This is a genomic window from Methanothermobacter tenebrarum (assembly GCF_003264935.1).
Classification (GTDB): Archaea; Methanobacteriota; Methanobacteria; order Methanobacteriales; family DSM-23052; genus Methanothermobacter_A; species Methanothermobacter_A tenebrarum_A.
In genome coordinates, this window is sequence record NZ_QLOE01000002.1 from 62,319 (window position 1) to 76,125 (window position 13,807).

General features: G+C 44.5%; 18 protein-coding genes. All 18 read right to left on the reverse strand.

Annotated features, from left to right (window positions below):
- Positions 1–2: 2 nt before the first annotated feature.
- The 18 genes from DPC56_RS01765 to mcrB all read right to left on the reverse strand — a co-directional run bounded on the left by DPC56_RS01765 (position 3) and on the right by mcrB (position 13,783).
- Entirely contained in the window at positions 3–269 is a 267-nt protein-coding gene (locus DPC56_RS01765) for a PRC-barrel domain-containing protein (RefSeq protein ID WP_181454358.1), read from the reverse strand.
- Positions 259–867: an NTP transferase domain-containing protein gene (locus DPC56_RS01770; protein WP_112093523.1), complete on the reverse strand. Its 609-nt coding sequence runs from the start codon at positions 865–867 to the stop codon at positions 259–261. Before DPC56_RS01770 ends, DPC56_RS01765 begins: the two co-directional genes overlap by 11 nt.
- Positions 855–2,339 carry a methanogenesis marker 14 protein gene (locus DPC56_RS01775; RefSeq protein WP_112093363.1) on the reverse strand — a complete coding sequence of 495 codons (1,485 nt, stop codon included), beginning with the start codon at positions 2,337–2,339 and terminating at the stop codon, positions 855–857. The genes DPC56_RS01770 and DPC56_RS01775 overlap by 13 nt, the downstream gene beginning before the upstream one ends.
- Positions 2,340–2,443: 104 nt before the next feature.
- Positions 2,444–2,875, reverse strand: a complete 432-nt coding sequence (locus tag DPC56_RS01780; RefSeq protein ID WP_112093364.1) for a universal stress protein — start codon at positions 2,873–2,875, stop codon at positions 2,444–2,446.
- A 1-nt stretch (position 2,876) separates the two neighbouring features.
- Positions 2,877–3,827 carry a calcium/sodium antiporter gene (locus DPC56_RS01785; protein WP_181454359.1) on the reverse strand — a complete coding sequence of 317 codons (951 nt, stop codon included), beginning with the start codon at positions 3,825–3,827 and terminating at the stop codon, positions 2,877–2,879.
- Positions 3,828–3,932: 105 nt separating this feature from the next.
- Entirely contained in the window at positions 3,933–4,868 is a 936-nt protein-coding gene (mtrH, locus tag DPC56_RS01790; protein ID WP_112093365.1) for a tetrahydromethanopterin S-methyltransferase subunit H, read from the reverse strand.
- A gap of 24 nt (positions 4,869–4,892) precedes the next feature.
- A complete protein-coding gene (mtrG, locus tag DPC56_RS01795) occupies positions 4,893–5,138 on the reverse strand; it encodes a tetrahydromethanopterin S-methyltransferase subunit MtrG (RefSeq protein ID WP_112093366.1) in 246 nt (81 codons plus the stop codon).
- Positions 5,139–5,357 carry a tetrahydromethanopterin S-methyltransferase subunit F gene (mtrF, locus tag DPC56_RS01800; protein ID WP_112093525.1) on the reverse strand — a complete coding sequence of 73 codons (219 nt, stop codon included), beginning with the start codon at positions 5,355–5,357 and terminating at the stop codon, positions 5,139–5,141.
- Positions 5,358–5,374: 17 nt separating this feature from the next.
- Complete coding sequence (gene mtrA / locus DPC56_RS01805; RefSeq protein WP_112093367.1) at positions 5,375–6,094, reverse strand: tetrahydromethanopterin S-methyltransferase subunit A; 720 nt, start codon at positions 6,092–6,094, stop codon at positions 5,375–5,377.
- A 12-nt stretch (positions 6,095–6,106) separates the two neighbouring features.
- Positions 6,107–6,412, reverse strand: a complete 306-nt coding sequence (locus DPC56_RS01810) for a tetrahydromethanopterin S-methyltransferase subunit B (protein WP_112093526.1) — start codon at positions 6,410–6,412, stop codon at positions 6,107–6,109.
- 18 nt (positions 6,413–6,430) lie between these two features.
- Positions 6,431–7,240 carry a tetrahydromethanopterin S-methyltransferase subunit MtrC gene (gene mtrC, locus DPC56_RS01815; RefSeq protein ID WP_112093368.1) on the reverse strand — a complete coding sequence of 270 codons (810 nt, stop codon included), beginning with the start codon at positions 7,238–7,240 and terminating at the stop codon, positions 6,431–6,433.
- Positions 7,241–7,936: a tetrahydromethanopterin S-methyltransferase subunit D gene (mtrD, locus tag DPC56_RS01820; RefSeq protein WP_112093369.1), complete on the reverse strand. Its 696-nt coding sequence runs from the start codon at positions 7,934–7,936 to the stop codon at positions 7,241–7,243.
- Positions 7,937–7,939: 3 nt separating this feature from the next.
- Entirely contained in the window at positions 7,940–8,821 is an 882-nt protein-coding gene (gene mtrE, locus DPC56_RS01825; protein WP_112093370.1) for a tetrahydromethanopterin S-methyltransferase subunit E, read from the reverse strand.
- A 113-nt stretch (positions 8,822–8,934) separates the two neighbouring features.
- Positions 8,935–10,590, reverse strand: a complete 1,656-nt coding sequence (gene mcrA / locus DPC56_RS01830; protein WP_112093371.1) for a coenzyme-B sulfoethylthiotransferase subunit alpha — start codon at positions 10,588–10,590, stop codon at positions 8,935–8,937.
- A 17-nt stretch (positions 10,591–10,607) separates the two neighbouring features.
- Entirely contained in the window at positions 10,608–11,366 is a 759-nt protein-coding gene (mcrG, locus tag DPC56_RS01835; RefSeq protein WP_112093372.1) for a coenzyme-B sulfoethylthiotransferase subunit gamma, read from the reverse strand.
- A gap of 1 nt (position 11,367) precedes the next feature.
- Positions 11,368–11,964, reverse strand: coding sequence for a methyl-coenzyme M reductase I operon protein C (mcrC, locus tag DPC56_RS01840; RefSeq protein ID WP_112093373.1), 597 nt, complete (start codon positions 11,962–11,964; stop codon positions 11,368–11,370).
- Positions 11,965–12,417: a methyl-coenzyme M reductase operon protein D gene (gene mcrD / locus DPC56_RS01845; RefSeq protein ID WP_112093374.1), complete on the reverse strand. Its 453-nt coding sequence runs from the start codon at positions 12,415–12,417 to the stop codon at positions 11,965–11,967.
- A gap of 34 nt (positions 12,418–12,451) precedes the next feature.
- A complete protein-coding gene (gene mcrB, locus DPC56_RS01850; protein WP_112093375.1) occupies positions 12,452–13,783 on the reverse strand; it encodes a coenzyme-B sulfoethylthiotransferase subunit beta in 1,332 nt (443 codons plus the stop codon).
- Positions 13,784–13,807 lie beyond the last annotated feature (24 nt).

Sequence of the window (13,807 nt, forward strand, 5' to 3'; positions counted from 1 at the left end):
TGTTATTCCGCTATTATTATGAACTCTCCAACTTTCTCCACCTTCCCAAATGGTACGAATAGGCGGTCACCCTTTTTCTTCGCCCCTTTTACTGTGACATTCCTCCCTTTTTCTACTTTTATGACTATGTCTGTTATTTTACCGGTTTTATCGTTGATTATGAGTTCTTCGAGTTCGCCGAGTATCCTAGCATTGTTCGTAGCGACCTGATAACCTTTAATGTCGCTCCAATATTTTTCTTCTCCCTTTATTAGACTTTTATCTTCCAATATCATCACCTAGTATCCTTTTGAATGCTATAAGATCCCTGGGGGTGTTTATGTTTATTGCAAGTTCCAATCTTGGGATCTTCAAAATTTCTTGTTTTTGTATCTTATTTTTACTCCTTAATATATTTACCCCGCTTGGCACCATACCCTTCCATGAAATAGGTGGTATGAGACCATGATCCTTGTAAACTTTAACTGGTACAAAAACAGTGAGAGCCTCAAACTTAGAAGCTTTATAATGTTCTATTATTTCATCAATGATGGAAGAGCTTGCCAATGGCAGGTCCGCGTTTATAATGAATAGGATATAATCGCCTTTTTTTTCGAAATAGGATAATATCTCCCCTAAATCTTCTATGTAGCCTTGGCCACTGGTGCGGATTATATTATATCCTAACCTTTTCACATGTTTTTCCGTCTTTGGAGTGTTTGGACTTGTTGCAACTGTTATACTTTGGATGTTCTCTGATCCCTCAAGGTTTTCTAGTACATGGTCTATGAGGGGTTTTCCCCCTGCTGGGGTGAGTGGTTTTTCATGTTCTGGGTTGAGGCGTGTGCCTCTTCCACCTGCCATTACAACAGCTTCTATTCGATCCATTTTTCCTCTTTTTTCTGTTGTATTTTCCTCCTCATCCCAAGTATGCATGGTCCTCCTTGTCTGCCACCTATTGGTGTGTGTGGAGTGCCCATGGAATTCATGCACCGGGCCATTACAGCAGCTCCCAAGGCAAGGGCATCTGATACAAACACGACATCCTTAAACCTTTTATTAACATATTCTAGTATTAGTCTTGGTTTTTCACCTGTTATGCCTGCTCTTCCCGTCACCCCCAAGACTGAACCTTCTTCTATAACTCCTTCTTCGAAGGCCTCGTCTATGAGCCTTTTTGCTATAAGTGCGCTCACATAATCTAGGGTCGCGAATAATGTGTGTATACCATCTTCTTGGTATATTTCATGGCCGATCTCTGTAAGTTCTGGAAGTTTGTCACCATTCTTTCCAGCGTCGCAGCCTATGAGTGTTGTACCGGCCTCATAGGCAGCCTCGGGATCTACAGGGACTGTGCCGAATCTTCTACGGTTTTCAGGTACCTTTCTTATATCTATTACCTTCTCGTGGACCATCTCGGCGTTTTCGCGCGCTTTTTTCCAATTAGCACCTTTTAGGATGGATTTCTTATAAAGGTCTATGGCTGCTCCGCCTTCCTTGTCAACCATTTCGGTTCCCCTTATGAGGGCGTCAGGTATGGCCCCTGCAAGCCCGCAGAAATTTCCGATGGTTCTCGCGTAGGGTTCTGCGCTGTTTACTATACGTCCTGCGAGTGTTGTGCCAAAATCTAAGGAGACGCAAGGGTTCCTGTAATCTATTTTTGTCCATTTAGCCCCTATTTTTATCCCTGCTGTAACTAATTCGCCCTCCATTTCATTAGCAACCACTTGCCTGCCAGTGGGTGGTATCACACTTGCCACAGCACCATCAAATATCACTTTATCTAGTAGTGAGAATTTTCTTAAACGTGGGGGTAGATTATCAACTGAAAGAGCTGGTGCCATCTTCCTTGGTGGTATACCAGCCTTTAGACATCCTTCCGCAAGTGCTATGATGAGTTGGCCAACATCTTTGGGTGATGCGAACCCTGCTGTAACACCAGTAGATCTTACCACGAAATCAAGATCCTTTTCTATGTCTATTCGGGCCCTCTTGGCCGATTCTAAGATCGTGTCCCTTACGAGTTCGGCTACTGACTCTTTTGTTAGTTCAACGCCCCATACTGTTTTTCCGAAGACTTCTTCTCCGGGTTTTGGGGGTCTTATGTCCCTTGTCATGTTCACTGTTTTATCTAGTAGGTAGCTTCGACTTGTATTAAGGTTGGTTGCGGTTAATATACATTTAGTGGTGGTGTTACCTAGTTCTACTGATGCTACTATGTAATATACGTCTGGGTTTAGCGCGTAGCCGGAGCCCACGGTCTTTTTTGTGAATGGTGATGCCTTTATTTCTTCTATGGTCTTATATTTACTTTTGGCTATTATTGGTTTAGGACCGAATAATCTTTTCAGCAATGACAAATTGGATACCCCCAAATCTAAACATTTAGTGGATTTAATAGCATTAGATATAAATTTTTTGGAGAAAACAATTTGAAGGGTCCTATAATAATAAAATGGGTGGCCTATACTGTTCTTACGAGGTGTATAGTGCAGGGAGCGTAATGTACAACTTTTTCGGACACGCTTCCAAGTAAATGTTTGTCAACGAGACTTTTACCGGTTCCCAACACGATAACATCGACTTTTTCTTCTTCTGCAAATTTAACGATTTCATCAGCAGGGTCTCCTTCTTTTATCACGCCCTTAAATTTTACGTTTGGGTTCTGGGGGCCGTCAATGCCCTTTTTCATATCTTCTATTATTTCTTTTCCTCTTTGGCGCAATTCTTTTACCATCATTTCTTTGATTTTCCTTGGCGTTAGGAATGGTACTGATGTGTCAACAACATATAAGCATATGACTTCTGCTTCCCTACCATGGAGTAGGTCGAGGGTATGCTCTATTAATTCATCCATGTATTCTCCCATTGTAGCAACAAGAATCTTCCTATACATATCAAACACCATATAATCTGATAAATGCATATAGTATGTATACTGCGAATAATATTATGCCCCCGCTCCTTTTAAGTTTCATGTTTCCCTGTTTGATTAATAATACAAGGAGTATTGTTACAATTATCATGACTGGAGCATCTAATCTCAAGGATAGTGGATCAACTGGGATCGTTTTTATAAGTGCGGGGACTCCTATACCTATAAGGATATTAAATGTGTTACTTCCGAGCACGGTTCCAAGTGATAGATGATGGAGTCCTTTAATTGCAGATGATAGTGTCACAACAAGTTCAGGTATGCTTGTCCCGATGGCGAGTGTGAATAAGCCCATTATCATTTCAGGGACGCCCATTATCCTCGCAAGTTCGACAGCAGTATAAACTAGGACCCTGCATCCTACTACAAGCCCTGCGAATCCAAGAACTGCTAAAAGGACAATTTTAGGGTTTAATTTTCTTCTTTTCCCATCCCTTTCATGTTCCATGTTATAATCTTTCTGGGCTTTTATAAGACGCCAGAAATAAATCAAATATACCAGTATCATGAAAAAGGCAGCGACCCTACCAATATCACCCAATAACATGAATAATACTAATATAACGGCTGTTAAAAGCGTGACTGTGAAATCCCTTTTAAGGCCAGCTGCCTCAGTGCCTATCTTCCCTGCTACTATAGCCGAAATACCTAGTATGCCCGCGATATTCCAAATGTTAGATCCTATAACACAACCCACCCCAATCGCTGTGCTCTCAGAAAGGGATGCTATGACCGCCGAACCAAATTCTGGCAGAGAAGTTCCAATTGCAGATGCCGTAACCCCAAGTATAATCTCTGATATCCCGAGTACGCCCCCAATTTCGACAAGGTTATCTACGAAGACATTAGCAGATTTTATAACTATAATCAATGATATGACCAACGCAACAACTAGGATAACTTCCACTATCAAAAGATATCACCACAAAAAAACCGTTACAACTAATCAAATTTAAACGTTACGATTTATTCAAAAAAAAAATATTAAAAGTAAAATAAAGGGAAAGCTACCAAAATTTTAAAGTAGCTTATAGAATGGGTGGTCCTCTGTTTGGGGTTCTGTGCCTAAGTCCATGGCTGCTTCGCATATGAAGATATCAGTCATGGCACAACCCGCGAAAGCCATCCTCACATTCTCTATTGGACCATAAAATATCCAATCTGAGCCTGTCATCTGCTGTATGAAATTGGAGCCCACATCACAGACAGGCCAAACCTCTCTGTGCTCTTTTCTAAAGTCTCGCACCCAATTCCAAGCAGATGGTACATTGTGGATAGCGCTGCCAACAGGATAACCCCATTTGCTCTTCACAGCAAAGGCTGTTCTTACTGCATGTCCTGCACCTGCACCCAATGGTGTTACTGCAACGTCCATAAGTGGCTTGTCAATACCACATTCTGCTGCAATTTCTAACAATCCTTTATGGATCATGCCCCCACCATCTTCCCATATGGCGATTCTGCCTTTAACACTGGGGTCCTGGGCATTGAAACCTAAAACTACAGCAGATGACACACCAGTATCCTTTAACCCTGCAATTTCATCATCATCAATTGACATGTTTATAGAATTGTATATGGCCCTGTCAGCTACTCCTATTTCATCGGCGTGGGCAGCCCCTGCAAGTCTTGCATCAGCAACTGTTGAGTCTATGAGGAATGGCGCATCTGTAACTTCAACGACGAAGTCTATATGGTTAGCCATTGCCTCGCCATCTTCAGCTTGTATACCTACGAAACAAGGATTACCAGTCGTGTCGGACATTTCTTCCTGAAGTTTTATCAGGGCCTCTGCCTTCTCCTTATTGAAAATATCCTTCTTTTCATCTTCAAAAATGTCCTGCCCAGGATAGAATATTGTTCCAGCTAGGACTGTTGGATATTCTCCAGGTTGACCTCCAACTTTAACACCTGCTATGTCAAATACTTCTTGTTCCTTATCAAACCTAAACATGTTATACCTCCCAAATAATTAATTTTAGAATCCCAGTAGGGATTTTATCAATCCTGCAAATAAAAGTCTTGTAGCTAAAAGGATTAAAAGGCCTATGATTATACCATATAGGATTCCAACATCCCTACCTATCTGCTGGCCTAGTCTCTGGGAATACTCCCCGACTACGAATTCAACTTTCTCTTCGACATCGTCTAGGCGTTCATTAGCTTTGTTGAACTCCTCAGCAGATACCATCACGCGAGGTATTATAGTTTCTTCCTCTGCCAATTAGATCACCCCACGTACCTTTAAGTACGACATTAGTAGAGGTATTATCAGCCCTAGGATAAATGCTATGATGAGACCATAGCTGATTCCGCTTATCCTAGTGGCTATTAGGCCCGCGAATAATCGGCCATCTCTACCGATTAATTGAGTTCTGTACTTTATGTCCTCTGTGACATTTTTTATACCCCGGACATTTGGTTTACTTGATAATTTGATCACCATTCCTATTACCTCCGTTATATCATTAATAGCAATCCTAGGATTAATGTGAAGGCCAAGCCTATCATTATGCCCTGGACTTTCCCTGAGTACATGCCTGCGAACATCCGATTGGTGGAACCTATCATTTTAACCTGTGTTTGTATGTTCCTCATCCTAGCTTCTATGAGTGCTGTTTCCGCTGCCACGGGCCTGACTTCTTCACCAACCTCCTCCTCAGCTTCTTCTTCCACTTCTATTACCATTGCCTCTTCTTCGAATGCTCCTGGGTCTTTTTCTATGCACTCTTTGACTTTCGCCTTGATCTGCTCGGGGTCTTCAACGTCTATCATATTGACGAGTTCTACTTGCTTCTGGAATCTCTCTATGCCCTCATCTGGTATGTTTTCAATGTAGGGTATTGCACCATCAGCTCCTATGATTTTTCTGTTCTGTTCTGGGTCCACTCCATTCTCGTAAAGGGCTGCAAGACTCTGACCCACAATATGGCCCTGAACCTCTGAACCACAAAGTACAAGGAACCTGATATTAGGATTGGAGATCACATTAGCAATAACCTTCTCAATACCGATGTTCTCTGTCTTACAAGGTCCGGCGATAGCGGCACCAGCTTCATGAGGGACATCCTCAATATGGCTGGCGAGAGTCACCGCGGCCACAGGACTCTCAGGGTCACCCACAACATAATCACCATTCACAACAGGCCAACCCTCAGCAGGAGCCTTTTTCTCAACCACAAAAAACACCTCCTATAAGAATATCAAGGCGCACAGCAGGATCATGCCAAGGATGAAACCATAGACTATGTTGGTTAGTTTACCCGCGGTGAGGTATACACCCTCCCTGCCAGGATATGATCCTTCTGGTACTGTGCTCGGATCCAATGAATTAACAAGATCATCTGCCGTGGCCTCTAAAGCAGCTATCTGTTCATTTATCTCATCCATGGATAATATTAGGAGTTCTCTTCCGACGGCCGCCCCTATCACACCAGTGGAAGGATCCAGGCTATAATTAAATTCAGGGACAACCTTAATCAAGGGTAACATGTCCACCATTTCCATATCCTCCTTTTATTCGAATTCTTCCTCCTTAGGCCATAATCCAGTCCACTTAACAGAAGCTGCGTCTTCAAAGGTTGCGCTGATAAATGCTCTGAAAGCTATTAACCATCCTATGGCGCCGATGAGTAATACGAGCCACCAGCTGGGATTAGTTGAAATTGATAGTAATCCTACCACGGCCATTGAAAGGAATCCGCATGCTGCTGCTAGCTTAAGGGTTCTTCTCTGGTTTTCGTTCGGTCCGAGGCATGCGTTAAATGGATGCTGGATAGCCATGGTATCTAATATGAACAGCAAAGCGATGAATCCCGTAGCCATAACTGAAGTTACCATTGGTTTCATGATGTAATTACCAGATAGGGCTATTATAAACCCTAAGAGAGATAATGCAGCGGCTCCTGAAATCTCTGCAGTGCATCTTGTAAGTATGGGGATCTTCATCTTCAAGACCTTCCGGCCTAAAAATCCTACCACAGCTCCGAGTATCATTGCAAGTATCAAACCTATAATAGGTATTGCCATCTCGGGAACGGCTACTACCATAGGAGCGGCTACACCAGCAACTACTCCTACTATACCAATGGCCACTGACATGTACCCTATAGATGGTACCCCTGTACCAAGACCATAACTTGCAACTCTTCTAATAGCATCAGCACCCCATACTATGGCACAAACTGCACCAAGACATGCGAGTAACGCTCCAATAATAGGAACACTAGATAAGTATATCCCCACAAGGCCGCCTACAATCCCAAGGACTAACAATCTGCTCTCCGGGATCGCCGCGGCTGTAGGGCCTCCAGCTGCTACTGTCATTTAGAATACACCTCCAATCAATAATGTTGAGAATATTCCGGCTACTAGGGAGGCGACTAGACAGGCTAATATGCCTCTACCAATTCTCTTAAACTTGGGATCATGGAATCCTTCGATTGTACCACCAATATTGTAGGATGCGATCACAGCATTAATAAAGAACACGCCCACAGCGAATATCCCTGCGATTGTAGCTGCTCCTAACATCCCATAGGATGCGAGTAGTGCCTGTTGTAGCGCCCAGTATACTAGGCCCCCTCCTATTCCACCGAGAGCTGCTCCTATAAGACCACTCACAAAGCAGACTGTTGGGAGGCCATGACCTTCTGTACCTGGGGTTACATAGTCTTTCTGTTCAAGCCTTGTTATAGGGTCTCTGTCGACCTTTGCTGATACTGGGATTGTACCTACACCAAATACGTAAATTAGGTTACCAAAAAGCATAGTTATACCTAGCATTAACATGGCACCAACTGCCCCCGCAGCCAGTATCAATATTGGGTTCTGGCCTGTCATTGCCGCTGCTGTTATCAGTCCAGTCATACCTGCACCGGCTGCTAGCATAGCAGTACCTGTACCCACACCAGTTGCTGTTGCCATGGCAGCTGGGGCTCCTCCTACAGGCACGAAATGAACGCCTCCACCTACAAGTATTCCTCCAACTGTAATTGCTCCTATTAATGTTAATGGATCCATTATCTATTCCTCCCTCTCCTTGTAGGGTCCGTAATTCTTTCTTGCGAACATTTCTATCTTATTGTTTAGGATTATCAACAACAGGACTATTATAAGGCCTGCGATTATCCCACCCTGTAGACCAAATACTATTGTGGTCCAGAAGCTGAAGAATACTATGAGTCCGAAGCAGAAGCCTGTGACTGGTCCTCCATATTTAGCGCAGAAGTTGACTACATCCATTGAATTCCTGGCTCCAAGCTCCGCCTTGGTTGTTATGTCACCATGGTTTGCTACTGGCACGCCACCACCGAATGGGTAATGCTGGTATTCTCTTTCGGCACCATAGTGGACGTCTCCAGTTGATGAACCAATGGCCCCTATTGTGATACCCCATAACACTGCAAGTAATGGCAATGGGAATGGGTGGCCAAGTCCTTTAAGTGGTAATGTCATGAGATATGATAATCCTACAATACCAAATGTCACGATAAATCCATGGCCTGCAATGGGGCCTATATGCTCGACGAGTATGTCGAGGAATAAAGGCTGATTAAATTGAGATTGGCTTGCAATCCTACCCATGTGGGAGGTTACAGCATATATTGAGTGAACCATTGCAGCTACAACCGCTCCAAGGGCTATTGAGATGATCACAGGGATATGAGCGCCTATGAACACGTATGCTACCGAACCTGCGATACCAGCCCATAAACCATAAGCTACTGGTTCCCCAGATACTGCCTTATTGAATATACGGTGTAAGTGTCCTACTTGGGGTGCTAACTGGACTTGTGAGTTTGGGTTACTCTGGGATCCTACATCAGATTCTAGGTCTTCAGCAGCGCCTGCTATGGTTGCAGCTGCGCTCATCAAAGCCAGTACACCTAAACTAATAAAGTCCATACTTTTGTTCCTCCTCTTTCCTTTAGTAATAAAAAAATAGGTGTATTACACGCGGGGGGACATGGGGGCCCTCCTACGTGTAATACACCTCTACACTCTTCTTTTGGGTGTGATTATTTTGCTGGTGTGATGAGGTCTCTTTCACCGGCTGGTTCGAACTCTCTTAGAGCACCTTTAGCGTATTCTCCACGTACGTTGGTCCAGTCAAAGACTAGGTTGGGGTCTGCGAATGCTATCTTGACTAGTGGGTTGAAGCAGAATGCGTCTCCACGTGCAGCGTGTACTGCTTGGACTATACCTGCGTATTCACCTTGGTGTCCGACGTTCATTGCGTAGTTTGGATAGTTGGCTCCTCTTGCCTCTAATGGTAGGCCTTCGTCTCCTCTTATTGCGAAGACGTTAGCTGCACCACACTGATCTTGTAGGTCGTATCCATAGAATCCGAGTCTTGCGTGCTGCTCCTTGTGCAGGTACATTGATAGGTACCATCCGCTTAATGCAGTCTGTGAGTTTCCTGTTGCGAATCCTGTTGAACAGCCTGCTGCTGCTGCTGCGACAGCTGCCCTCTGTGATCCTCCGAACTGTGTCTCGAGTAGGGATGGGTAGTCCTCATACTGTTCTAGGCCGTAGAATATGACTTCACTTGCCACATCTAATACAGTGTCCATGGTGTTTGGTGCTTCTGCAAGTCCATACTTATCTTCGACGTATTCTTTACCATAGTAGGTGAAGTCGTCTAGGATGTTGTCTGTGTATGCTGCTGTAGCATATTGTGTGAATCCTACACCACCTGACATGTATGAGCCTAGCCAGATCTGGTCGTATAGCATTGCACCTGCTGCGACTACGTCGAGTGCAACGCGTACTGGGTCATCGTAGTTTACTCTCATTGATTGGACTATGTCTGCGAGGAATCCGAAGGCTAATCCTCCGGGTTCGTTTTCACCTCTTGCACGTCTTACTGGTAGGTAGGTTGCCATGTGGATGACTTCTGCGTGTTTTGCAGCGTATGCGAAGTCTCCTGTTGCGGCTTCACCTGCACATTGTTTGTATGCGGAGATCATTGACATACCGATCTGCATTGCTGACCATCTGCTTGTGGTACCACCGTCACATGTCCTGGAGACTATTGTGGGTATTCTGACTGCTTGCCAGATTCCGTCTCCGACCTCGGCTTTGAGTTGTTCGGCCTGGTCTTCTGGGAATTGTTTGTTTATGTCTATGAGGAATGCGTCATCTATTTCGTCTGCTATTTCGTCGTTACCGGTGAAGACTTTAACGTAACTGTCAGCTGTTAATGCTGGGTGTGTTTCTACCATGTGTTCCTGGACGACTGCTGCACCTGGCATTGCGTGGTTGACTGTTTCAAGGTAGTGGTTTATGGTTTCTGGTGTAACTTCTTTACCCAGCCTCTTTTCTATGACTGCGTGAGCGTGGTTTAATCCTACGATAACTGTTTTTCGGATGTCGTCCCAGAATTGTTGCATTGCTGCATTGTTTACGAAGTGTAGGTCGTCACCTTCTACGAATGTGTCGGTTGTGGATACCTGGTATGGCATCAGTACCCTCTGTCCTAGAGGAGTACCAATGTCTGGGTTGTATCCGGGTATTCCACGTTTTTTGGCGATCTCTTTACCTGCTTCTACGAATTCTCTTTTTCTCTCTGATTGTTTCCAGCCGCCGAATTTGTAGAAGCTGGTCTGTCTCTCTTCTGGGTCCTCTTCGAACTTCCTCTTCAATGCTTTCATAAATAATTTTTCTTCAGCCATGTTTCACACCTCCCCTCCTATTTTATTTCTTCCGGTAGGAAGCCTGCTTGGCTTCTTAGGACGTGGATTCTTTGGGTTACTTCTACTACGGGTTCATCGTCACGATATGCTATGTTGTCTCCACGGTATATTGTGGTTTTCTCTTTTAGGGTCTCCTCATCTAGTGGTTCTCCTAGGTCTACTGGTTCGTCTAGTTCGTCTCCGATCTGGTTTTTAACTGCTTCTACTCTGCCTGTGTCTGGGTTGTAGACTTGTCTTCGTAGCATGTCGAACATCATACCGTTTTCGTCTAATCTTAGTGAGTGTCCGTGTACTGTTTTACCCCTTATACCGCTTCTTGCGGGGTCGAAGAATTCTGTTTCGATAAGTTCCTTGGAGAGTTTTTCAAGGTCTCTTTCTCTTGTTTCGATAATTTGTCGTCCTGATAGTGTACCTGCATCAGCCCCTCTGTATCTCCAGAGGTATGCTCTGGATCTTACATATGGTTGGGCTGGTGCATTGTACATTGAGTCTGTGAATTGGATGTATCTGACCCTGTCACCTGCCTTGGCACCGTCTAGTGGTTCTACAAGTTCCCTTATTGGGTCTTCTGGTTCATCTAATTCTTCGAGTGGTGGGTGTACGCTTGGGTATTCTTCTCCAGGTGCTCGGTGTCCTAGGATCCATACCACGTCCTCATCTGAGACTTCTCTCAATTTTTCTAATTCGGCTTCAGGGTTCATGAATTTTCTTCTGTTTTCGGCAATCTTGGTTTTGCCGGGATAGAATTGTGCCATATCATGCACCTCCTAATGCTAACTTAACCTTTCTAATGATCTCATCCAACTTTTCTTGGGGGCATGTTTCTCCTCTAATAACCCCACTGATTATATCAACTATTGTACCCTTTGTTTTGGGTTCTTCTGGCATGACAACCCTCGTTTTAACACCTATCTTCGCGAAGTCCTCGAAGTCGACGGGATATTCGCATATTACTATGCAAGGACGATCTACATTCCTTAGTATGAGCCTAGCCTTGTAGATTATGTGATGTTTCACTCCTCCTAGGTGTACTACTAGGAGTTTGTGTCTTTTCATTTGTTCAATTTCTTGATCTGTGAGTCCGAATAAGCTTCCTGCACCTGCTGTCGGAGCATCTTGGGGCACTCCCGCCCCTGCGTTTAATACTAGTGTGCTTGTCATTATATTAGCTTCACGGAGTGCGAATGTTATCTCACAGACTGGCTTTGTTATGTGGCGTCTGCCAGGGGACATTGCAACTGCAAGGACTTCACTTCCACATTGGGCGAAGGTTCCTCTCTGGGCTATGCCACCTCCTTCACCCATACCCATTGTTTCTCGGCAGTCAACAACATGTGTGCACTTTCCGATCATCTACTGCTCCCTTTTCTCCTTTTTCTTCTTTATTATTGTGGCCCTTTCAGTTAACCTGGCGTTTGGGTCTGTTAAACCGATGAGTTCATCTGGGATCTCATCAAGGAGTTCTCCATACTTTAGTTCATCGGTTACTGTTTTCTGGGTTCTTATGAATTTTCCTATGTGAACTTCGAATCCGAATGGTAAATGTTCTTCACAGACTTTCTTTATATCATCGATTGCGCTTTCATCCTCGACTTCTAATAGTACTCGACCAGGTTTCACTTGTAGTTCGACTTCCTGGCCGCTGATTTTGATCATTCGACGGTCAGGGTGCCCCTCCTCTGCTGGGGGGAGTCTCTGACCTTGTATGACCATCCTCTTTATACTTTCGATTTCTTCAAGGTCGTTAAGGAGTTTCTCGGTTGTGTCGGCCCCGAGGAGTCTGTGTGGGAATATTTCAATGTCCATTAGTTTCTTTGCCCCCAATCTTGGGTGAGATCATCTAGATTTCATCTTTTATTTCGGCGGCAGCCTCCACTACGAATTTGAGTGGTTCTCGGAACTCGTCTACTTGGCTGAACACGTCTTTAATTAGTCCGGATGTTGCTTCTGGGGAGAACATCTGGGTTCCTGAGTCTAGTGCCATTGCAGCGGCGACGCATGGTATGGCGAACCCTTTACTGTGTCTTGTGACGATGTGGTTTCCGTTGAAGATACCTGGACCACCACCACCGTAGATGGAGTGGCTGAAGAAGGAGAATCCTACTGCTGTACCTTCTACTCTTCCGAAGTCTACGCTTGGTAGTCCTGTTTCGAATTCGATTAGGTCGTTGTAGTATAGTAGTGTTGATGATACACCTTGTGCTGCCCTTGCTGCGCCTTGGTTGACCATTGTAGCGGCCATTTGACCGGCTGCAGCATAGGCGTTCCATAGTGGTATGTCATCTGTTCCATATACTTTGAAGCCATCTAATTCTTTCTCGACTTTTATCACACCATCTTCGAGTGCTCTTTCAACAACAGAGGCTACTACGGTACCTACTGTTCCTTCTTTTCCGTTTTCTTTAACTAGGTCGTATACGAGATTGTCTGCGTTCATTCCCTGGTATGCAAGTCCAAGGAGGTGCAATCTTTCAAATGCTCCTACTGCGTCACCCATTTCGAACATTGCTGTCTGTTCTAGGATTGATGATAGTGCTGCTGCTTGCATTGTGTTCTTGAGTGTGGCTGCTACGATGTGGTTGACTAGAATGTTCCTTAGGGCATATCCTGGGCCTTCGAGTTTCTGTGGTATGTCTAGCATTGTGGCTATGTTACCTCCTAGGTATTCGACTGATTGTGGGTATCTTCCGAGTACTGCTGCTTTGACCATGTTGGCGTCGTACATGCTAACATCTAATTCTTTGATTATGGCTTGTACGAATGCGCTAGCTGTTACTAATGGTGCTACGGAGTATTCTGCAGCAGCTTCGAATCTTGTGCTTGGTACTTGTACGAGCGCTCTCTTTCCGCCATGTAATAGTTCTACTGTTGTGTCGTCGTCTTCGGAGACTTGTATCATCTCCTTTGCGGATTCTGCTATGGCCTCAGCATTTCCTAGGATGTCAAGGTCCATTTCTCTTCCTGGTATTCTGCATCCAGGTCCTGCTACCTTTGCTGTTTTCAGCGCGTTTTCGATTCCTTCCAAGTTGACGGCTACTGTTCTTTTAATGCCTTGTACGATTCTTCGAATTGCTGGGTTCCAGAGAGGACTTAAGGCCTCTACCGGCACGTCCTCTTCGACGAGGTTGCCTCTGTCGTCGTACAAGTCGACCTTATCCTCAAACTTCGCCATTTTTTCCCTCCTAACAATTAGTTT

Bases quoted from the DNA above. Each gene is read 5' to 3' on its own strand.
- mcrD (WP_112093374.1), bottom strand. From the start codon at position 12,417: ATGGACATTGAAATATTCCCACACAGACTCCTCGGGGCCGACACAACC.
- mcrA (WP_112093371.1), bottom strand. From the start codon at position 10,590: ATGGCTGAAGAAAAATTATTTATGAAAGCATTGAAGAGGAAGTTCGAA.
- DPC56_RS01780 (WP_112093364.1), bottom strand. From the start codon at position 2,875: ATGTATAGGAAGATTCTTGTTGCTACAATGGGAGAATACATGGATGAA.
- mcrB (WP_112093375.1), bottom strand. From the start codon at position 13,783: ATGGCGAAGTTTGAGGATAAGGTCGACTTGTACGACGACAGAGGCAAC.
- mtrH (WP_112093365.1), bottom strand. From the start codon at position 4,868: ATGTTTAGGTTTGATAAGGAACAAGAAGTATTTGACATAGCAGGTGTT.
- DPC56_RS01770 (WP_112093523.1), bottom strand. From the start codon at position 867: ATGGATCGAATAGAAGCTGTTGTAATGGCAGGTGGAAGAGGCACACGC.
- mtrE (WP_112093370.1), bottom strand. From the start codon at position 8,821: ATGGACTTTATTAGTTTAGGTGTACTGGCTTTGATGAGCGCAGCTGCA.
- mcrC (WP_112093373.1), bottom strand. From the start codon at position 11,964: ATGATCGGAAAGTGCACACATGTTGTTGACTGCCGAGAAACAATGGGT.
- mtrC (WP_112093368.1), bottom strand. From the start codon at position 7,240: ATGACAGTAGCAGCTGGAGGCCCTACAGCCGCGGCGATCCCGGAGAGC.
- mcrG (WP_112093372.1), bottom strand. From the start codon at position 11,366: ATGGCACAATTCTATCCCGGCAAAACCAAGATTGCCGAAAACAGAAGA.
- mtrD (WP_112093369.1), bottom strand. From the start codon at position 7,936: ATGGATCCATTAACATTAATAGGAGCAATTACAGTTGGAGGAATACTT.